This is a genomic window from Oleispirillum naphthae, assembly GCA_027864655.1.
Lineage (GTDB): Bacteria > Pseudomonadota > Alphaproteobacteria > Rhodospirillales > Rhodospirillaceae > Oleispirillum > Oleispirillum naphthae.
In genome coordinates this window covers 389,692-410,108 of the sequence record JAQAZG010000001.1, presented here as the reverse complement: position 1 = coordinate 410,108, position 20,417 = coordinate 389,692, and the positions used below count along the sequence as shown (strand labels likewise).

Genomic DNA, 20,417 nt, shown 5'->3' with positions numbered 1-20,417 from the left:
TATGTTATAAAGTAACAAAAGCTTTGACCCCGAAAACGTGATCTTGTATGCACGGTCCTGGCGCGGGGGCGCCGTCATGGATTTCGTCTGGCTTGCACACAAGAGGGGTAAGAGCATGAAGAAATGGTATGGTGCAGCCGTGCCGATGGGCGCGGTGCTGCTGGCGGCGTCGCCCGCCCTGGCCGACGGTTATCAAGACCTGGGCAAGATGGTGGTATCGGCCAACCGCGTGGAAACCGCGGCGGATCAGGTCGGCAGCGCGGTTACCGTGATCACCGCCGAAGAGCTGGAAAAGAAGCAGGCGGTGACGCTCGAGGATGTGCTGAAGGACATTCCCGGCCTCTACGTCTATTCCAACGGCAATTCCAACTACAATACCCGGTTCAAGGTGCGCGGTTACGATTCCGGGCGCGTCCTGGTTTTGATCGACGGGGTGAAGATCGACAATCAGGCCTCACAGATGTACGACCGCCCGTTCAACCATCTGCAGGCCTCGGATATCGAGCGAATCGAGGTGCTGCGCGGCAGCCAGAGCACGCTCTACGGCAGCGATGCGATCGGCGGCGTGATCTCCATTACCACCAAGTCGGGCAAGAACTCCGGCAAGCTGCTGGAAGGCGTCGCCACCACCGAGATCGGCACTTTGGTGACGCGGCGCGCCTCGTTGTCCGCCTGGGGCCGCTATGAGAACGTCTACTACAAGGTGGGCGGAGCCGGGTTCAGCACCCACGGCGACGATAACCGCAAGAATCTGCCGCCGAATGAGAGCGACGGCTCCCGCAACGTCAACTACAGCGCCAAGATCGGCGCCGACCTGATGAGGGACGTGGGGATTCTCGACCTGCTCAACGTCGAGGGCAGCTACGACTTCGTGCGCGGCACCGCGGAATACGACACCTCGTCTGGGACTCAGGACTCCGACGGCTTCATGCTGCAGAAGACCGAGAGCGGCCGGGTGCAGATGCAGGCCAACATGTTCGACGGCCTGCTCGACAACACCTTCTCGGCGAGCCGCATGGACGCCTACGTGAACACCCGCTCGTCGCGCTATTCCACAGCCAAGGCCAACCGCTACTGGGGCGATCTGCAGCGCTACGAATACCAGGGCGTGCTGCGTCACATGGAAGGTCACTCCGTGGTCTTCGGCGGCGACCAGGAGCGCGACCACTTCCGCACCGATGCCACCTCGCAGGACAACAAGTCCCTGGTCAACAGCAGTGTGTTCGCGGACTACGCGCTCAACCTTCTGGACGACACGCTGACCCTCACCGCGGGCGCGCGGCAGTACTACCACGATACCTTCGGCGACCAGACCACCTACCGCACCACCGCATCCTACAAGGTCGTGGACACCGGCACGCGCCTCCACGCCAGCTACAGCACCGGCTTCAAGGCACCGACCCTGGTGCAGGTCTACTACAACAACAACGCCGGCAACGCGATTCTGATGCCCGAAGAGTCGCAGGGTTACGACATCGGCGTCGAGCAGGCGCTGTTGAACGACCGTGCACACTTCGACGTGACGTTCTTCAACAACCGCATGACCAACCAGATCGAACGCGATTCCAGCGTTACGCCTTCGGTCTATCGGAACGTGCAGTCGGCGCGGCACATGGGCTTCGAGAGCAGCGCAGGCGTCGAGGCCACCGACGAGATCAGCCTGACGCTCACCCACACCTACATGCAGTCGCGCAACAACGCGACGGGCCTGGCGATGGAGTACCAGCCGCACCACGTCGCCTCGCTGCGCGTCACCTACGATCCGCGCGCCGTGCCCGGCCTCTCCACCTGGACCCGCGGCACCGTCGCCACCGGCAGCTACGATACCAGCGAGCCGAGCGGCGCCTCGCCGCGCCACCGCATCGGCGGTTACACCACATGGGACCTCGGCGCCGATTACAAGATCGACGACACCTTCACCGTCTACGGGCGGGTGGAGAACCTCTTCGACAAGAACTACGGCCAGTACTACAACGCCAACAATGCGGGGGTCGCCGCCTACGCCGGCATGCGGGTGAAGTTCTAAACCCGCTGCGGGCGGCGCTTCAGGCGCCGTCCGCGCCCGCCAGGCGGGCGATTTCCGCGGCGAGGCCGTCCACCTGGTCCCAGTCGGTGAACTCGATGGTCCGGCTGGGATCGGTGGGGCCCTTGGTGAGGGTCATGATCAGGCGGATCATCAAGCGGTCGAACCAGCCGTAACGCGGGTAGTCGAGCCTGCCCGCCACCGCCGCCGCCACCGCGGGCGAAAGCCCGGCGCGCGCCATCCACTTGCGCAGATAGACCGAGCTTTGCAGCGTCCGTTTTTCCGGCTTGCGCGCCGTCAGGTTGACCGAGATCACCGCGAGAGGCTTTCCCGCCAGGCGGGCGCGGTGCGCCGTCACCATGCGCCGCGCGGGCGGCAGGTGGTGCCCGTAGCGGATCGCCGCGATCACGGCGACCACGCCCGCCGCCGTAACCTCCGCGGCATCGGGCTGGCGGTCGGCGAGATCGGTGACCGCGACCGCGCACCCGGCTTCGCGCAGGCGCGCCGCGAAGCGTGCGGCGATGCGGCGGGTGTGGCCGTCGTGGCTGGCGTAATAGAGGGAAACCGGCAGGGACATGACAGGATCCTGAAAGACACACCGACACTACAGGATCGCGCCGCGTTTGGGGAGGGGGAGCGCGGTGCGGCGCTCCCCCGCCGCGCTCAGGCGGTGGCGACGTCGCGCAGATAGCTTTCCACCTGGCGGCGCAGGGTGTTGGTGTGTTCCGCCATCTGTTCCGCGGCGCTGGACACGGTTTTCGACATTTCGCCGATGCGGTCGTTGGCGTCCGCCACGCCCGCGATGTTGGAGGTGACGTTGCGGGTGCCGCCCGCGGCGTTGACCACGCTGTTGCTGATTTCCTCGGTGGCGGCGCGCTGTTCTTCGATTGCGCCGGCGATGGAGCCTGCGATCTCGCTCATCTCCCGCACGTTGCGGGAGACCACATCGATGGCGCTGACCACCTGGCCGGTGGCGGCCTGCACCGCGCCGACCTGCGCCTCGATTTCCTCCGTCGCCTTGGCGGTCTGGCCGGCCAGGGTCTTGACCTCGCCCGCCACTACGGCGAAGCCCTTGCCCGCATCGCCCGCGCGCGCCGCCTCGATCGTGGCGTTGAGCGCCAAGAGGTTGGTCTGACTGGCGATGTCGGTGATGATGCCGATGATGTCGCCGATCTTCACCGCGCTGGTGGAGAGGGCCTCCATGGCGCCTTGCGCGGTTTCCGAGCTGTCGGCGACGTTGCGGCTGACCTCGGCGGAGCGGGTGACCTGGCGCGCGATCTCGCCGATCGAGGCGGAAAGCTCCTCCGCCGCGGCGGCCACCGCATCCACCGATTGCGCCGCCCCCTCCGCCGCGGTGGCGACCTGCTGCGCCTGGCGGTGGCTCTGTCCGGTGGAGAATTCCATGCTGTTTGCCGCCTCCTGCAAGGCCTGAGCCGCCTGGGTGAGCGTGGTGAGGAAGCTTTCGATGTCGCCGCGGAAGGTCTGGGTGATCGCGGCACGGGTCTGTGCGCGCCGCGCCTCCACGGTGACGTCCACGGCGTTTCCGGCTTCGGAGAAGCCGTTGCGCACGAGATTCTGGCGGAAGGCATGCACCGCCCGTGCGATCAGGCCGATCTCGTCGTGGCGGGTCTGGCCGCGCACCGGCACGGTGATGTCGCCCGCGCTCAACTTGGCGATGGCGGTGCGCAGATCCTCCATCGGGCGGGTGATCGAGGCGATGATCGCGGCGACCAGCGCGCCGACGGCAAGCAGCAGCGCGGCCATGCCGCCGGTGGCGAGATAGGCGGTCTGCCGCGCCGCCGCCGCCTTGGCGGAGGCATCGGCGGCAAGGTTGGCGGCGAGGGTGTTCTCGGTGGCCTTCAGCACGTCGATGCGCCGCGTCGCGGCGTCGAACCAGGCCGTGCCGGTGACCCCGGCGAAGTCGCCGCTCTCCATGCCGCCGGCGGCGATCTTGCGCAGGCGCGCCACCTCGGTTTCCGCGGTTCCGGAGAAGGCCGCGTCGAGGGCCTCCCGGTTGCGGCCGGAGGCGGTGTCCCGCGCGATGGCGAAATAGGCGTCCTGCGCCGCGCCGACGCCGACGAATCCCTGAAACAGAGCGGGCGTGAACTTGCCCGCGCCGAACCCGGCGGCGCCGCGCGCCCGCTCGATCCCCGCCAGGTCCTTGCCGTGCAGGAAGATGGCGAAGGCGCTCATCTCGCGGGCGGTGTCCTCGTCCGGGGAGAGGGCGGCCATGTCGTCCACGCCCGCGAGAATGTCGTCGATCGCCTTGGTGTAGGCTGCCACTTCCTCGGCGACGGGAATGCCGAACGCATCGACGCGGCCGCGCAGGGCGCCGAGGCCCGTGGCGGCGCTGCGGATCGCCGCAACCTCGGCGGCGAGGCCGAGGGCCGCGCCGTCGCCCAGGGCGGCTTCCAGGCGGCGCATCGCGGCGTCGCTCTCCTGACGGAACTGCCGCACGTCGGCCGCGAACTGCGCGCCCTTGCTGTTGAGGAAACCGGCGGAGGCGCCGCGCTCCTTCTGCAGCGCGTGCACCACGTCGCCGAAGATCGCGGCGCTGCGGCTGAGTTCCGCCACATGGTCGAGGGAGTCGGCGTTGCGGTATTCGCGCAGGCCCAGCTGCGCCGCGGCGAGCAGCAGCAGCAGCAGCGGCGCCGCGGCCATCATCCAGATGCGCGAGCCGATGCGCAGCCGCGACATGCGCGGCGGGCGGTCGATGGCGTCGCGCGGAATGTGCCCCGCTTCGATCAGCTTCTCGCGCGCCTGGTTGTCGCCGACGAGGACGTGGTCGAGCAGCCAGTGCTGGAGATAGCGCAACACCGTTTCTTGCGGAATGTCCCGCTCGCCGCCTTGCAGCAGGCGGCCGAAGAAAGCTTCGGTCTCCTGATGATGGGCGATGTGCGCCTGCGCCTCGGCAGGGGGCAACGCCTTGTGCAGCATCGCCTCCTCGCGGCCGAAGTGGGCGCGCAGGTGCGCATGCAGATTGCCGACCTCGGCATAGAAGGCCTCCGTGGAATCCGCTCCGGCGGCGATCTCGTTGAGGCGGTTGATGAAGTCCACGAGTTTGCGGTGGTCGGCGTCGAGCTCGGGAATTCCGAGGGAGAAGGCGTCGCTCCAGACGATCAGGGGCGCTGTGGTCATTCTGGGTTCCTTGCGGCGATGCGGGTGGTGACGCGATCTGTCCTAAAAGTAGAAAGTAGATGCATATTCATGCACTTCAAGGATTGCACGTATAAATATTATGGTTCAACGGATTGTAACCTGGAGAGGGAATGGCGGAGAAAAAAACCGCCGCCCCGGGCGGTCCGGGGCGGCGGTTCGGGCGCGCTTAAAAGGGTCAGGCGGCCTTCACCTCCGTGAGGAAGCGGCCGATCTCGTCACGCAGAATGCCGGTCTGGCGCGACAGGGTCTGCACCGCTTCCAGCACCGCGTTGGAGGCGAGGCCGGTCTCCCCGGCGGCCTGGCTGACCCCGGCGATGCCGCTCGCCACCTCCTGGGTGCCTGCGGCGGCCTCCTGGACGTTGCGGGCGATCTCGTTGGTGGCGGCGGATTGCTCCTCCACCGCCGAGGCGATGGCGCCGGAGATCTCGCCGATCTTGTCCATGTGCTCGGAGACGGCGGAAATGGCGGTCACCGCTTCGTCCACGGTCTGCTGCACCGCACCGATTTGCGCCTGGATCTCCTCGGTGGCCTTGGCGGTCTGGTTGGCGAGGTTCTTCACCTCGCCCGCGACCACCGCGAAGCCCTTGCCCATCTCGCCCGCGCGCGCCGCCTCGATCGTGGCGTTGAGGGCGAGAAGGTTGGTCTGGCTGGCGATGTCGGTGATCAGATCGACCACGTCGCCGATGCGCGCCGAGGCGGCGGCGAGGTGCTCCATGATCGTCTTGGCGCGGGCCATCTCGTCTTGTGCCGTGGTCGAGAGATCGCTCGACTGCGCCACCTGGCGGGCGATCTCGTGAATCGCCGCGGAGAGTTCCTCCGCCGCGGTGGCCACCGTCTGCACGTTGGTCGAGGCCTCTTCGGTCGCAGCCGCGACCGCGGCGGTGCGCTGGTTGGCGTGCTCGGCGGTGAGCGCAAGGCCGTGCGCCGTGCCCTCCAGCTCGCCGGTGGCCGCGCCCAGGGCCTGGAGGGCGGCTTCGGAGAGGTTCTGGAAGGAGGCGACCAGTCCGTCGATGGTGCGGACGCGTTCCGCCTGGCGCGCGCGTGCCGCCTCCTGTTCTGCGGCGAGGCGGTCGGCCTCCTGTTTGTTGGCGCGGAACACCTCCACCGCCTTGGCCATGTCGCCGATTTCGTCGTGGGCCGCGAGGCCGGGGATATCCACCTCGGCGTTGCCGGCGGCGAGCGCGCGCATCGCCCCGGTCATCGCCTGGATCGGCTGCGAGATCATCCCCCGGCCGATCAGCCGCGACAACACGATGCCCGCGGCGAGGCCGAGCGCCAGCGCCCCGACGGAAATCGCCAGGCGCGTGCGGAAAAAGGCGCCCATGTCGTCGTTCACCTGCGCCATCGCCTTGGCGTAGGCATCGACGCGGCGGACGATCTGGACGTTGAATGCCTGGCGGTTCTTGCGGTTGTCGTCGTTGTTGCCGTAGGCGTCGGCGGCGGGGCCGCCGCCCTCGCGCGCCCGGCGCACCGTCTCGGAGCGGAATTTCACGAAATCGGCGGATGCGGTCTCGAGCGCGGCGAATTCGGCGCGCTGATCCTGCGGCAGCAGCGTCTTCCAGGCGGCGACGTCCTGCTGTAGCGTTTCCAGGTTCTTGAGCAGGGGTTTGCCGAACTTTTCCACCTGTTCCGGCGATTTCGCCATATAGAGGCCGCGGCTGTCCATCACCACGGCCAGCACCAGGCCGTTGACCCGCTCGGCGACGAGGGCGCGCTTGCCAAGATCCAGCATGTCGTCGGTGCGTTGATTGAACACCCACATGCCGTGCAGGCCGGCCAATCCGATGACCAACGCCAATATCCCCATAAGAGCGGCGAGAACATTGATCTTTGCACCGATAGAGAGATTTTGCATGGTGTCGGTTCCTCGGCGGGGCCTGTTCCGAACATTTCGGGTAGAATGTCAGGCTCGATTATTCTCTTTCTCATGTAGGTGGCCGCCCGCCGCCACCTATGGCTCTTGCCGCAAAAATCGCACGACCGGAAAAAAGCGCATGAAAAAGGCCCCCCGCAGAGCGGGGGGCCGGGCCGTGTCCGGAGACCGGAGAGGCGGTTATCCCTGGGCGATGCGCTTGAGGATGTCGGCGCGCCGCTGCGCGTGCGCCACCGCCTGCGCCACCAGCTCGGGGTAGGCCTTCGGGTTGGCGTTTTCGGTGATGCGGAAGCGGGTTTCCGCCTCCATGAAGTCGGCGAGGTTCATCGTCGGCTCCTTGGCGTCCAGTTCGAGCGCCGGCTCCTCGGTGCCGAGGCGCCGCGGGTCGTAGCGGTAGAGCGGCCAGTAGCCGGACTCCACGGCGAGCTGCTGGCGCTGTAGGCCGCAGGCCATGTCGTAGCCGTGGGAGATGCAGTGGGCATAGCCGACGATCAGGGAGACGCCCTTGTAGGCGGCGGCCTCCTGCATCGCCAGCACCGTCTGCGCGTCCTTGGCGCCATAGGAGACCGAGGCGGTGTAGACATCGCCGTAGGACAACGCCATCAGGCCCAGGTCCTTCTTCGGGCGCACCTTGCCGCCGACCGCGAACTTGGCCGCCGCGCCGGTGGGCGTGGACTTGGAGGCCTGGCCGCCGGTGTTGGAATACACCTCGGTGTCCAGCACCAGGATGTTGACGTTGCGTCCGGAGGCGAGCACGTGGTCGAGGCCGCCGTAGCCGATGTCATAGGCCCAGCCGTCGCCGCCGATGATCCAGATGACCCGCTCCACCAGGGTGTCGGCCACCTCGATCAGGCGTTTCGCGGCAAGATCGTCGATGTCGGCGAGCAGCGCCTTGAGGTCCGCGACGCGGGCCCGCTGATCGCGGATTCCGGCTTCGGTGTCCTGGTCGGCCCCGAGGATGCCCTGGACCAGGCGCTCGGGCAGGCGGTCCGCCAATCCGGTCACCAGGGCGCGCGCCAGCGCGCGCTGGTGATCGACGGCGAGCCGGAAACCCAGTCCGAATTCCGCGTTGTCCTCGAACAGCGAGTTCGCCCATGCCGGGCCGCGCCCTTCGGCGTTGCAGGTATAGGGCGTGGTCGGCAGGTTGCCGCCGAAGATCGACGAGCAGCCGGTGGCGTTGGCGATCATCAGGTGGTCGCCGAACAGCTGGGTCAGGGTCTTGATGTAGGGCGTCTCGCCGCAGGCGAGGCAGGCGCCCGAGAACTCGAACAGCGGCGTGATCAGCTGTGCGGTCTTGATGTTGATGTTGGCGATCTCGGCGCGGTCGAAGTCCGGCAGCTTCATGAAGGCTTCGAAGTTGGCCTTCTCCTGCTCGAGGATCGGCGCCTTCTCGGCCATCGACAGGGCCTTGTGGTCCGGCTCCGCCTTGATCTTGCCGGGGCGGCAGGCGGCGACGCAGATGCCGCAGCCGGTGCAGTCTTCCGGCGCGACCTGCAGCACGTAGTAGCCGTCCTTCATCTCGACGCCGCGATAGGGCAGGGATTTCAGTTCGCCGCCCACGGCTTCCAGCTCTTCCTTGCTGACCAGCTTGGCGCGGATCGCCGCATGCGGGCAGACCATGGTGCACTTGTTGCATTCGCGACAAGCCTCGGGGTCCCACACCGGGATTTCGTCGGCAATGTTACGCTTCTCGAACTTCGAGGTGCCGACCGGCCAGGTGCCGTCCACCGGGAAGGCGGAAACCGGCAGCAGGTCGCCCTTGCCCGCCAGCATCATCGCGGTGACGCGCTTGACGAAGTCCGGCGCGTCGTCGGGAACGATCGGCGGCAACTGGCGGCCGTTCACCACCTGCGGCACCGGCACCTCGTAGAGGTGCGCGAGCGTCGCATCCACGGCGGCGAAGTTCTGTTCCACCAGTTTCTGGCTCTTGCGGCCATAGGTCTTCTGGATCGCCTTCTTGATCTTGGCGATCGCCTCGTCGCGCGGCAGGACGCCCGACAGCGCGAAGAAGCAGGTCTGCATCACCGTGTTGATGCGCCGCCCCATGTCGGCTTCCTGCGCCACCTTGCGGGCGTCGATGGTGTAGAGCTTGATCTCCTTGTCGAGAATCTCCTGCTGCACCGGGGCGGGCAGGTGGTCCCACACCTCGGCGGGCTCGAAGGGCGCATTGAGCAGGAGAGTCGCCCCCCGCGCCGCGGCGCCGAGGATGTCCACCCGGTCGAAGAACACGAAGTGGTGGCAGGCGACGAAGTCCGCGCCGTTGATCAGATACGGCGCGCGGATCTGATGCGGGCTGAAGCGCAGGTGCGAGACGGTGAGGCCGCCGGACTTCTTCGAGTCATAGACGAAGTAGCCCTGGGCGAAGAGGTCGGTGTTCTCGGCGATGATCTTGATCGAGTTCTTGTTGGCGCCGACCGTGCCGTCGGAGCCGAGGCCGAAGAACATCGCCCGCTTGGTGCCCGGCGTGCCGAGCGAGAAGGCGGGGTCGAACGCCAGCGACAGGTTGGTCACGTCGTCGAAGATGCCGACGGTGAACGAGCGCTTCGGCGCGGCGGCCTTCAACTCGTCGAACACCGCCTTGGCCATGCCCGGGTTGAACTCCTTGGACGACAGGCCGTAGCGGCCGCCGATCACCTTGGGCATTTCGGCCATCGGCAGGCGGCCTTCCTGCTGCGCCTGGTTGAGCGCGGCGACCACGTCCATGTAGAGCGGCTCGCCGGGGGAGCCCGGTTCCTTGCAACGGTCGAGCACCGCGACCGCCTTCACCGTCTTGGGCAGCGCGGCGACCAGCAGCGAGGCGGGGAAGGGGCGGAACAGGTGGACGTGCAGCACGCCGACCTTCTCGCCCATGGCGTTGAGTTTGATGGCGGTCTGTTCCACCGTCTCGGCGCCCGAACCCATCACCACCACCACGCGCTCGGCATCCGGCGCGCCGGAATACTGGCACAGCGCATAGGCGCGGCCGGTGATCTTGGTGAAGCGGTCCATCTCCGCCTGAACGATGCCCGGCACCGCGGCGTAGAAGGGATTGCGCGCTTCCTGCGCCTGGAAGAAGGTGTCCGGGTTCTGCGCCGTGCCGCGCACCACCGGATGATCCGGGGAGAGCCCGCGGCGGCGGGTTTCCAGCACCAGGTCGTCGTCGATCATCCGCTTGAGCTGATCGTCGCCGAGGTAGGCGATCTTGCCGACCTCGTGCGAGGTGCGGAAGCCGTCGAAGAAGTGCATGAACGGCACGCGCGAGCGCAGGGTCGCGGCATGCGCGATGGCGGCCATGTCCTGGGCCTCCTGCACCGAGGCGGCGGCGAGCATGGCGAAGCCGGTCTGGCGGCATGCCATGACGTCGGAATGGTCGCCGAAGATCGACAGCGCATGGGTGGCCAGCGTGCGCGCCGAGACATGCATCACGAACGGCGTCAGCTCGCCCGCGATCTTGTACATGTTCGGGATCATCAGCAGCAGGCCCTGGGAGGCGGTGAAGGTGGTGCCGAGCGCACCGGCCTGCACCGCGCCGTGGACCGCGCCCGCGGCGCCGCCTTCGGACTGCATTTCGGTGATCTCGGGGATATCGCCCCAGATGTTCGGCTTCTTCTCGAACGACCACTGGTCGGCAAACTCACCCATCGTCGAGGACGGGGTGATCGGATAGATGACGGCGATTTCGCTCGCCCGGTAGGCAACCGAGGCGCAGGCCTCGTTACCGTCAACGGCAACCCATTTTACACTGGACACAGATCGGCACTCCTGTTCCGGCTTGGACCCCGGCGGAGCGACCCTTCGCTCCGCCTTTCAAGCAGACCTAAACCCGGGGCGGAGCGGCCGGAGGACCCCCTCGCGCCGCCCGTCCCACGCGTCGTTACACACCCGGCGTCCTAGAGCGCCAGGCCCTCCGTGGCCGCCTTCAGAATTTCCGCGCTGCGACGCAGGGCGAAGCGTTCGCCCTCGTCGAGTTCGGGGACGAGGGTCGAGACGATCCCGGCCGCGCCGATGACGCGCGGCAGCGACAGGGTGACGTTCTCGATGCCCTCGACCCGCGCGGTCGGCGCGGAAACCGAAAGCAGGACATGTTCGTTGCCGGCGATCGCCTGCACGAGGCGTGCCAGCCCTCCGCCGATGCCGAACCACGTCGCCCCCTTGCCGGAAATGATGGCATCGGCGGCGCGGCGCACCGCGGTATCGATACGTGCCTTCGACTCGGCGGTCAGCGGGCGATTGCGTTGCTCGGCCATGGCCGCGACCGGCAGCCCGGCCACGGTGGCCCCGGTCCACCACAGAACCTCGGAATCGCCATGCTCGCCGAGAACGTAAGCATGCACCGATTTCGGCGAGACGTCCAGATGCGCGCCCAGAAGCGCACGGAAGCGCGCCGAGTCGAGAATGGTGCCCGAGCCGATGACGCGGCCTTCCGGCAATCCGGAGATGCGCGCCGCGATCTCGGTCATCACGTCGAGCGGGTTGGAGGCGACCAGCAGAATCGCCTGCGGCGCGGCGGCGAGCACCGCGGGAATGATCGTCCCGAACACCGCGGCGTTGCGTTCCAGCAGCGCGAGCCGGGTTTCGCCCTCGCGCTGCGCCACCCCGGCGGCAAGCACCACCACCCCGGCGTCCGCGAGGTCGGCGTAGTCCCCGGCGCGGACGCGCGCGGGGTAGGAAAACTGCGTGGCGTGCAGGATGTCCTCGGCCTGGGCGCGCGCGAGGGCGGCGTTCCTGTCCACCAGGACCACCTCGCTCGCCGCGCCGCGCAGCACCATGGCGAAGGCCGCGGTGGCGCCGACTTGCCCGGCTCCGACGATTCCGACTTTCATGGACGCGCTTCTCCTGTGGGACGCCCGCGGATTTGGTGTCCACAAGGTACATGCCTGAGGCCGGGTAGGAAAGAGCTCAATCCGGTTTTTCCTGCGCCGCCGGAATCCGAGCCGCAGTGCGGGTTTGCGCAGGCCTTGCACGGCTGCGGGGCGGCGGAGAGGCGGCAGGGGTGGCGCAAGGGCGGGAGACTCGGCGGCGATTCGCCCGTCCCGCCCGTTCGGGGAGGGGGAAAAGGGTGGGGCGGCAGCCGCGCCGGGGGGCGCGGCCGCAACGCCTCAGGCGGCGGCGCGGGCCTGGGCGCGGCCCATGTCGAAGGCGCGGGCGTTGGCCTCGGCGAGTTCCGGCTTGCGGTCGCGGAAGCGTGCGACGATGCGCTCCTTCAACTCGTCCTGAGGGAACGGCAGATGGTCGGAGATCGCGCCGAGCATCACCGTGTTGATCAGCTTGATCTCCCCCAGTTCGCGGGCGATCGCCCCGGCGTCGAAGGCATAGACGGTGCGGCCGGTGGCGCGCAGCGACGCGATCGGGTCGTCGGGATAGGCGAACAGCCCGGTGGAGACCACCGGCGGCGCGAGCCGGAGCGTGTTGACCAGGATCACCCCCGCGGGCCGCAGTTCGTGGCAGCAGCGCAACGCCTCCGCCGCCTCGAAGGCGAGCAGCACGTCGGCCTCGCCTGCCGGGATCACCGGGGAGAGAACCTTTTCGCCGAAGCGCAGGTGCGAGGTCACCACGCCGCCGCGCTGCGCCATGCCCGCCACCTCGGTCTTCTTCACGTCGTAGCCGTGGGCGAGCGCCGCGAGGGCGAGAATCTCGGCGGCGGTCATCACGCCTTGCCCGCCGGTGCCCGCGACCAGGATGTTGGTGATGCTCATGGCCGGCAATCCTCCTTCGCCGCAGTTTCGTCGCGCACGATCGCTTCCGACGCGCAGACGTTGACGCACATGCCGCAGCCGGTGCACACGGCGGTGTCGATGCGGGCGAAGGCGAGTTCCACCTCGCGCCCGTTCTTGCGCACCGCGGTCTCGCGGCGCGCCACCGAGATCGCCGGGCAGCCGATGTCGATGCACTTGCCGCAGCCGGTGCAGGCGTCCTCGTCGGTATGGTAGGGCTGGTGCCGCTCGAACGCCTCGATCAGGGTGCACGGCCGGTTGGTGATGATCACCGACGGGCCGGGGGTGGCGATCTCCTGCCGCAGGGTGCGGTCGAGCACCGGCAGCTGGTAGGGGTCCACCACGTGCACCCGTTCCGGCGCGACGCCGAGCGCGGTGACCAGCCTGGCGAAGTCCACCTTCGGCGCCGGGGCGCCCTTGAGGTCGCGGCCGTTGGCCGGGTGGTTCTGGCCGCCGGTCATGCCGGTGGTGCCGTTGTCCATCAGCAGCACGGTGACGTTGCCGCCGGTGTAGGTGATGTCCAGGAGGCCCTGCATGCCCATGTGCAGGAAGGTGGAATCGCCGATCACCGCAAGCACCGCCTTGTCGCGGTCGTCTTCGTCGCGGGCCTTGTCCATGCCCAGCGCCACGCCCATGGAAGCGCCCATGGAAACGCAGGTGTCGAGCGCCCCCCACGGGTGGCCCGCGCCCAGGCTGTAGCAGCCGATGTCGCCCGCGATCACCACCTTTTTGCGCAGCCGCGCCAGGGTATGATAGACCGCGAGGTGCGGGCACGCCGGGCACAGCGTCGGCGGCCGCGGGAAGAGCTTCGCCGGGGCGGCGGGAGCGGGCGGTTCCGCGATGCCGAGCAGAGGCCGCACCGCCGGGCCGACGACGTGGGGCAGGAGTTCGCCGAAGCGCGGCAGGATCTCCTTGCCGCGCACCGCGATGCCCGCGGCCTTCATCTCCATCTCGATCAGGGGCTCGGTCTCCTCCGCCACCACCAGGGTATCCACCGTCGCGGCGAAGGCGCGCAGCCGTTCGATCGGCAGCGGGCAGGAGAAGCCGAGCTTGAAGATCGGCGCATCGGGGAAGACCTCGCGCAGGGTCGTCGCCACCGGGCCGGAGGTGACGAAGCCGACGCGGCGGTCGGAGCCTTCGTCGATGCGGTTGAGGCCGGTTTCCTCGGTGAAGGCCTTGAGCGCCACGTCGCGCGCCGCCATCAGCGGCAGGCGGTTGCGCGCGTTGCCGGGCACCATCACCCAGCGCGCCGCCTCGGGCACGAACTCCGCCTTCGGTCCTTCGACGCGTTCGCCCACCACCGCCACCGCCTTGACGTGGCAGACCCGGGTGGTGGCGCGCAGGATCACCGGAGTGGCGAAGCGTTCGGAAATCTCGAACGCCGCCTTGGTCATCTCATAGGCTTCCTGCGAATCCGCGGGCTCCAGCATCGGCATGTGGCCGAAGCGGCCCCAGTAGCGGGAGTCCTGCTCGTTCTGCGACGAGGAGAGGCCGACGTCGTCGGCCACCACGATCACCAGGCCGCCCTTGGTGCCGGTGAGGGTATAGGTCATGAAGGCGTCGGCGGCGACGTTCATCCCCACATGCTTCATCGAGCACAGCGCGCGCACCCCCGACATCGCGGCGCCGATGGCGACTTCCATCGCCACCTTCTCGTTGACCGAGAACTGCGCGTGCAGGTTCGGGTAGAGCGCGATCGCCTCGAGGATTTCGGTGGCCGGCGTGCCGGGATAGGAGGTGGCGACCTTCACCCCGGCCTCCCAGGCGGCGCGGGCGACCGCCTCGTTGCCGGACAGCAGCAGGCGGTCCTCGGCTTCTTTCACTGCAGTGGTCATGGCGGTGTTCTCCCTCAATCCTTCGGGCGCAGGTCGATGACCCGCTTCGCCTTGCCGATCGAACGCTCGATGGTGCCGGGGTCGGCGATGCGCACGCCCACGGAAACCCCCACCATCGATTTGACGTGACGCGCCAGGTCCTTGGCGCAGCTGTCCACGGCGATGGGGTCCGCCTCCGGCGGTTGGCGCGTCTCGACGATGACGTCGAGGGTGTCGAGCTTGCCCTTGCGCCCGAGCTCCAGCACGTAATGCGGCGACAGGCGCTTGTCGGCGAGCACCAGCTCCTCGATCTGCGAGGGGAAGACGTTGACGCCGTGGAAGATGATCATGTCGTCGGAACGGCCGTTGATGCGCTCGATGCGGCGCATGCTGCGCGCCGTGCCGGGCATCAGGCGGGTGAGGTCGCGGGTGCGGTAGCGCAGGATCGGCAGCGCCTCCTTGGTCAGCGAGGTGAGCACCAGTTCGCCGTGCGCGCCGTCGGGCAGCACCTCGCCGGTCTCCGGGTCGATCACCTCGGGGTAGAAGTGGTCCTCCCAGAGGTGCAGGCCGTCCTTGCTCTCGACGCATTCGTTGGCGACGCCGGGGCCGAGCACCTCGGACAGGCCGTAGATGTCGAGCGCATCGATGTCGAAGGTGTCCTCGATCTCGGCGCGCATCGCCTCCGACCACGGCTCCGCGCCGTGCATCGCGATCTTGAGCGAACTCGCCCGCGGGTCCACGCCCTGGCGGCGGAATTCGTCGCCGAGCGCCAGCATGTAGCTCGGCGTGACCATGATGATGTCGGGCTTGAAGTCGGAGATCAGCTTGACCTGGCGCTCGGTCTGGCCTCCGGACATCGGGATCACCGTGCAGCCGTAGGCCTCCGCCCCGTAGTGCGCGCCGAGGCCGCCGGTGAACAGGCCGTAGCCGTAGGCGACGTGGACGATGTCGCTCGGCACGCCGCCCGCGGCGCGGATGCTGCGCGCGATCAGCTGCGCCCAGGTGTCGATGTCCTTCCTGGTGTAGCCGACCACGGTGGGTTTGCCGGTGGTGCCGCTGGAAGCGTGGATGCGGGCCACCTTCTCGCGCGGCACGGCAAACAGGCCGAAGGGATAGTTCTGGCGCAGGTCCTCCTTCGTGGTGAAGGGCAGGCGCGCGATGTCGGAAAGCGCGCGGATGTCCTCCGGCCGGACGCCCGCGGCATCCAGCTTGGCACGGTAGTGAGGTACGTTGTCGTAGGCGTGCTTGACCGTCCATTGCAGACGGGAGAGTTGCAGCGCAGAAATTTCGTCGCGGCTGGCGGTCTCGATGGGGTCGAGGACACGCCCGGCCGAGAGGCCGCGTTTCATGAAGGATCCCCCCTAAAACCTCGTTGCATGCGGTGCCCGGCGTGGACATCCGCGGTTCGCCGGAACCTTCCGTTACCCGGAAGTTGCTTCACCGGCACAGCCGTCCGGCGCTGACGATTGCGGTTTTCGGGTTGAATCGGAAACGCGAACGCACGGTTGGGCGCGGAGAATAGCAGATTTCCAAATTCGCATCTCTGCAAAAAAACACCTGCGGCGACTCCGCCCCCAGGGTGGTTTTGGCGTAACCGTCACGCCAATCTCCTGGTTCGTCCGGGGCCTCTTGTGCTATGAAACGGCTTCGAGACACGCGGAAGGGAAGAGGTTGCTTGCGCGAATGGGCGGGTCGGACGCGTCGGATACCACAGCATTGACCGAACAGCTGGCGGAGCTGGCGAAGGAAAACCAGAGTCTCAGGCACCGAATCGAGGAACTGGAGCAGACCTGCTCCGACCTCGACATCGCCCTCGCTACGTCGATCGAACATGGCGACATGATCGAGGCGTCGCTCTATGCGGCCAACGCCAAGCTGCGGGTCGAGGTGCGCGACCGCGTCGTCGCGGAGCGCCGCCTGTCGCACGTGCTCGGCGCGGTGCGCCAGCAGAAGACGGATCTGGAGCTTCTCGTCGAGACGATCACCGAACACAGCGATGCGATCGACACGCAGTGGCTGCGGCGCTATGCGGTGGCGGAAACCCTGTCGCGGGTGGACCCGCTCACCGGGCTGTTCAACCGCCGCGAAATCGACGAGCGCCTGGATGCGGAGTGGCGGCGCTGCGCCCGCGCCGCCCGTCCGATCGCCCTGGTGATGGCGGATATCGACCACTTCAAGGGCTACAACGATTCCTATGGCCACGCCCAGGGCGATGAAGCGCTGAAGCAGGTGGCCGAGTTGCTGAGGTGCGTGTGCCACCGCACCGCCGACTCGGTGGCGCGCATGGGGGGCGAGGAATTCCTGCTGCTTCTGCCCGACACCGATCTCGAAGGCGCCAGGGCGATCGCCGAGGCGTTGCGCCAGGCGGTGTGGGATGCCGGAATCCCCTATGCCGATGCCGACGACGGCCGGGTGACGCTGAGTCTCGGGGTGGCGGCGATGACGCCGGAGCGCGACGGCGACTGGGCCGACCTTCTGTCGCTCGCCGACAATCTGCTCTATCTGGCGAAGCGGGATGGACGCAACGCGATCAAACTGCCCGACGATCTGCAATCGAACTGACGGAGGACGCCAAGCATGGGGGATACGTTCGGCGCGTTTCAGTCCTGCGAGGGGGAAGGCGCGGCCCTCGAAAGCCTGCTGCTCTGCTTTTCCCCGAGTCTGCTGCCGTTGCAGCAGCGCTGGCGCAACAATGGCCTGTCGGCGGACTTTCTCTCCGACTATGTGACCACTTTTTTCCCGAAGGACGAGGCCGATCCGGCCAGCGCGACGCGCCAGTCCACGGTCAAGGGCGCGGTCAGCTACATCGCCAACGAGCTGCTCGAAAACGCGATGAAATACAGCGAGAGCAATTCCCTGCCGATCACCATCCGCCTGGTGCTGCAGGCCGACCGCATCGTCTTCGAGGAAACCAATGTCGCCTCCGCCGCCTCTGCCGCGGCCTACCGCCGGTTCATCGGCGAGTTGCAGCAGAGCGACCCCGCCGACATCTACTTCCACAAGGTGGAGGCGATGGCGGTCTCGGGGGATGCCTCCGGCCTCGGTCTGATCACCATGATCATCGACTACGCGGCAAGCCTCGCCTGGCGGTTCGAGGCGGCGCCCGGCGGCGGCGAGGCGGTGACCACGCAGGTCTGTCTCGCGGTCTAGGCGCAAGCCGGGGGGATATGCGGAAGCAACTGTCGGCGCCGCACGGCGCGGACATCTCAGGAAAGAGACGAGAGAGATGACGGAGTTTTCGGGAGAGAATTATGCGGCACGGTGCGACGTGGGGGCGCACCTGGTGACCCTGTCGGGGACGTTGCGGTTGAACGGCATTGCGGAATACGCGCCGATCGTCGCTCTCCTGGCCAATGCCGCCGAGGACGCCACGGCGATGACCCTCGACCTCTCGGCCCTGGAATTCCTCAACAGCTCCGGCATCGCGGTGCTGTCGAAATTCGTCATCGAGGCGCGCAACCGCGGCGACCTGGCGCTCACCATCATCGGTTCCGGCGCGATTCCGTGGCAGGGCAAGTCGCTGCAGAATCTGCGGCGGCTGATGCCGTCTCTGGTCGTCGAGTTCCGCTGAGGAAACGCCCCCTGCCGGGGATGAGGGGAGCGTCGGCATGAACGAAGACGGGGATAGCCGGGGAGGCTTGCAGGCGCGGTTGCGGCGGGTTCCGATTCGGCGGCGCATTTTCTATACGTTGATTCTCTATACCCTGGCGGTTGCGGTGATGGTCGTCGCGGGGTGGCAGGTTTCGCTGCTGACCCGGGACTACCGCCAGGATTCCGCCGCCCTGCGGGAGCAGACCCGCAAGGCCACGGCGATGCGCCATGCCATCAACACCCTCGGGGTTCTGGGGGATTCCTTCCTGCGGAGCGGCGATACCAGCCAGATCGCGCAATTCAACGTCATGGCGGGAGAGGTGGAGCGCACCCTCGACCCGTTCATCGGCCGGACGGAGACCCTGGACCTCGAGCCCAGCCGTCTGCACCTGTCCTTCGAGGGCTACCTTCAGGCGTTCGGCAAGGTCACCGCCCTGTCGATGTCCGCGCACGAACTGTACACGGGCTACCTGTCCTCGTCCGAGGACCTGATGCAACAGCGCCTGCTGCGCCTGGCCGAACAGCCGGACCTTCCGCCCGGGATACATGAAAACCTGCTGCAGGCGCGTTTTGAATTCGCCAAGGCACGTACGGCGATCCTGGCGTTCATGAACTCGCGGGAAGGCTTGGGCGCGGTGCAGGCGGTGGCCGCTCTCCGGCGCGTCGGCGAGTGCCTGCAACTGGCCGTTCTGCTGGACGAGCGGAGCGGCTTTTCCGAGGACTTCCGGGGAGCGCAGCGGGCCCTGCGCGGGATGATGATGGAGACCGCGCGGATCAAGACGCTGGTCGATAGGCGCACGCAGACCGCGAATGGGTTCCTGTCCCTTTACAGGATCGGCATGAACCGCAGCGCCGACCATCTCGTCGAGATGGTCTCCGCGCGTGAAGGCGCACTCCAGGACAGCCTCAAGCGGGACATGAACATCACCCTCGCGATCACCGGCGCCGGCGTGTTGCTGCTGCTTCTGGTCGGCCTGGCGGCTGGCGGATTGATCGCCCGCAGCATCCGCGACCCGCTGCTGCGCCTCAATGCGCTGATGCGCGAGGTCTCGGAGGGCAACTGGGAGCGCGACATCGCCGCCGACGACGGCCAAGACGAAATCGCCGAGATGACCCGCACCCTCGCCGGGTTCAAGCGCAACGCGCTCACCCTGCGCGAGATGGAAGTGGAAAAGCAGGTGATGCTGATCCGCGAGAAGGAGGAGACGGAGCAGGCGCTGCACAGCCTCGACCAGGCGCACCACGAGATTCAAATTCTCAACGACCGCCTCAACGAGGAGAATCTCCGCCTCGGCACCGAGCTCGACGTATCGCGGCGGCTGCAGCGCATGCTGCTGCCGCGGCCGGAGGAACTGGCCGAGGTCGCGCCTCTCGACATCGCGGCGTTCATGGAGCCCGCCACCGAGGTCGGCGGCGACTATTACGACGTGCTGGCGGATGGCGACGGCGTGTGCATCGGCATCGGCGACGTCACCGGCCACGGGCTGGAAAGCGGCGTGGTGATGCTTCTGGCGCAGAGCGCGGTGCGCACCCTGGTGACGGCGGAGGAACACGACCTGCCGCGCCTCTTGGACGTGCTCAACCGCGCGATGTACCAGAACATCCGGCGCCTGGGCTGCGAGAAGAACCTGAGCTTCGCGCTGCTCGACTACCGCCCGCGCGGCGCCGGGGAGGAAGACCTCCCGGCGGGCGTGGCGGGGCGCCTGCACATCGTCGGCCAGCACGAATCGGTGCTGATTCTGCGGTGCTCCGGCACGATCGAGGAACTCGACACCCTGGAGCTCGGTCTGCCGCTCGGTCTCGTCGATCGCATCGGCGCGTATACCGGGGTGGCCGCCGCCGACCTCTTCCCCGGAGACCTGGTGGTGCTCTATTCCGACGGCATCACCGAGGCGGCGGATGCGAACGGCCTTCTCTTCGGCGTCGCGCGTCTGAAAGAGGAGCTGTTGCGCCACGCCCCGGCGGAGGTTTCGGCGATCAAGGACGCGGTGATCGCCGCGGTGCGCGCGCACATCGGCGACGCGCCGGTCTACGACGACATGACGCTGCTGGTGATCCGCCAGCGCTGAGCGGCCGGCGCGGTTGACAAGGCGCAGCGAAAAGGGTTAGGACGGCGGCGTCCCTAGCGGCGGCGCGCGCCGCCCCGCCGGGGCCGAAGTCAGGGACCACTGAGATGATGACCGAACCTCCCAGTCCGATGTTCATTTCCGCTTCCGCCGCGGGGCGGTCGAGGGCCGAGGAGAGCCGTCTCTGACGGAATGCGG

At 67.7% G+C, this 20,417-nt stretch carries 13 protein-coding genes; 5 read left to right on the top strand and 8 right to left on the bottom strand.

The window, feature by feature from the left end; all coding sequences use genetic code 11:
• The first annotated feature begins 115 nt into the window (after positions 1-115).
• On the top strand, positions 116-2,026 hold the full coding sequence (locus O7R11_RS01880; RefSeq protein WP_337995774.1) for a TonB-dependent receptor plug domain-containing protein: 1,911 nt from the start codon (positions 116-118) through the stop codon (positions 2,024-2,026).
• Positions 2,027-2,045: 19 nt separating this feature from the next.
• Here O7R11_RS01880 and hemG read toward each other — a convergent pair whose 3' ends face one another.
• The 8 genes from hemG to paaK form a co-directional block, all read right to left on the bottom strand.
• Positions 2,046-2,600 (bottom strand): menaquinone-dependent protoporphyrinogen IX dehydrogenase, encoded by a 555-nt coding sequence (gene hemG, locus O7R11_RS01875; RefSeq protein WP_337995773.1) that lies wholly within the window; start codon positions 2,598-2,600, stop codon positions 2,046-2,048.
• 86 nt (positions 2,601-2,686) lie between these two features.
• The gene (locus tag O7R11_RS01870) at positions 2,687-5,161 is read right to left on the bottom strand and encodes a nitrate- and nitrite sensing domain-containing protein (protein ID WP_337995772.1); all 2,475 of its coding nucleotides are present in this window, start codon (positions 5,159-5,161) and stop codon (positions 2,687-2,689) included.
• A gap of 196 nt (positions 5,162-5,357) precedes the next feature.
• Positions 5,358-7,037: a methyl-accepting chemotaxis protein gene (locus O7R11_RS01865; RefSeq protein WP_337995771.1), complete on the bottom strand. Its 1,680-nt coding sequence runs from the start codon at positions 7,035-7,037 to the stop codon at positions 5,358-5,360.
• Positions 7,038-7,235: 198 nt separating this feature from the next.
• Positions 7,236-10,784 carry a pyruvate:ferredoxin (flavodoxin) oxidoreductase gene (gene nifJ, locus O7R11_RS01860; RefSeq protein ID WP_337995770.1) on the bottom strand — a complete coding sequence of 1,183 codons (3,549 nt, stop codon included), beginning with the start codon at positions 10,782-10,784 and terminating at the stop codon, positions 7,236-7,238.
• A gap of 140 nt (positions 10,785-10,924) precedes the next feature.
• Positions 10,925-11,857: an L-lactate dehydrogenase gene (locus tag O7R11_RS01855; RefSeq protein WP_337995769.1), complete on the bottom strand. Its 933-nt coding sequence runs from the start codon at positions 11,855-11,857 to the stop codon at positions 10,925-10,927.
• A gap of 276 nt (positions 11,858-12,133) precedes the next feature.
• Entirely contained in the window at positions 12,134-12,730 is a 597-nt protein-coding gene (locus O7R11_RS01850) for an indolepyruvate oxidoreductase subunit beta (RefSeq protein WP_337995768.1), read from the bottom strand.
• A complete protein-coding gene (locus O7R11_RS01845; protein ID WP_337995767.1) occupies positions 12,727-14,583 on the bottom strand; it encodes a thiamine pyrophosphate-dependent enzyme in 1,857 nt (618 codons plus the stop codon). Before O7R11_RS01845 ends, O7R11_RS01850 begins: the two co-directional genes overlap by 4 nt.
• Before the next feature lie 14 nt (positions 14,584-14,597).
• Positions 14,598-15,911 carry a phenylacetate--CoA ligase PaaK gene (gene paaK / locus O7R11_RS01840; protein ID WP_337995766.1) on the bottom strand — a complete coding sequence of 438 codons (1,314 nt, stop codon included), beginning with the start codon at positions 15,909-15,911 and terminating at the stop codon, positions 14,598-14,600.
• A 367-nt stretch (positions 15,912-16,278) separates the two neighbouring features.
• On the opposite strand from paaK, the gene O7R11_RS01835 reads away from it, so the two are divergent.
• The 4 genes from O7R11_RS01835 (at position 16,279) to O7R11_RS01820 (ending at position 20,222) form a co-directional block, all read left to right on the top strand.
• Complete coding sequence (locus O7R11_RS01835; protein WP_337995765.1) at positions 16,279-17,124, top strand: diguanylate cyclase; 846 nt, start codon at positions 16,279-16,281, stop codon at positions 17,122-17,124.
• Positions 17,125-17,139: 15 nt separating this feature from the next.
• Positions 17,140-17,712 (top strand): slr1658 family protein, encoded by a 573-nt coding sequence (locus tag O7R11_RS01830; protein WP_337995764.1) that lies wholly within the window; start codon positions 17,140-17,142, stop codon positions 17,710-17,712.
• Positions 17,713-17,788: 76 nt separating this feature from the next.
• Positions 17,789-18,133, top strand: a complete 345-nt coding sequence (locus O7R11_RS01825; protein ID WP_337995763.1) for a slr1659 superfamily regulator — start codon at positions 17,789-17,791, stop codon at positions 18,131-18,133.
• Between the two features lie 37 nt (positions 18,134-18,170).
• On the top strand, positions 18,171-20,222 hold the full coding sequence (locus tag O7R11_RS01820) for a PP2C family protein-serine/threonine phosphatase (RefSeq protein WP_337995762.1): 2,052 nt from the start codon (positions 18,171-18,173) through the stop codon (positions 20,220-20,222).
• Positions 20,223-20,417: the final 195 nt, after the last annotated feature.

What these genes read in the sequence shown, in the direction of transcription:
- O7R11_RS01855 (WP_337995769.1), bottom strand. Translation starts at nt 11,857, where the DNA reads ATGAAAGTCGGAATCGTCGGAGCCGGGCAAGTCGGCGCCACCGCGGCC.
- O7R11_RS01845 (WP_337995767.1), bottom strand. Translation starts at nt 14,583, where the DNA reads ATGACCACTGCAGTGAAAGAAGCCGAGGACCGCCTGCTGCTGTCCGGC.
- O7R11_RS01850 (WP_337995768.1), bottom strand. Translation starts at nt 12,730, where the DNA reads ATGAGCATCACCAACATCCTGGTCGCGGGCACCGGCGGGCAAGGCGTG.
- paaK (WP_337995766.1), bottom strand. Translation starts at nt 15,911, where the DNA reads ATGAAACGCGGCCTCTCGGCCGGGCGTGTCCTCGACCCCATCGAGACC.
- O7R11_RS01825 (WP_337995763.1), top strand. Translation starts at nt 17,789, where the DNA reads ATGACGGAGTTTTCGGGAGAGAATTATGCGGCACGGTGCGACGTGGGG.
- hemG (WP_337995773.1), bottom strand. Translation starts at nt 2,600, where the DNA reads ATGTCCCTGCCGGTTTCCCTCTATTACGCCAGCCACGACGGCCACACC.
- O7R11_RS01870 (WP_337995772.1), bottom strand. Translation starts at nt 5,161, where the DNA reads ATGACCACAGCGCCCCTGATCGTCTGGAGCGACGCCTTCTCCCTCGGA.
- O7R11_RS01880 (WP_337995774.1), top strand. Translation starts at nt 116, where the DNA reads ATGAAGAAATGGTATGGTGCAGCCGTGCCGATGGGCGCGGTGCTGCTG.
- O7R11_RS01865 (WP_337995771.1), bottom strand. Translation starts at nt 7,037, where the DNA reads ATGCAAAATCTCTCTATCGGTGCAAAGATCAATGTTCTCGCCGCTCTT.
- O7R11_RS01820 (WP_337995762.1), top strand. Translation starts at nt 18,171, where the DNA reads ATGAACGAAGACGGGGATAGCCGGGGAGGCTTGCAGGCGCGGTTGCGG.
- O7R11_RS01830 (WP_337995764.1), top strand. Translation starts at nt 17,140, where the DNA reads ATGGGGGATACGTTCGGCGCGTTTCAGTCCTGCGAGGGGGAAGGCGCG.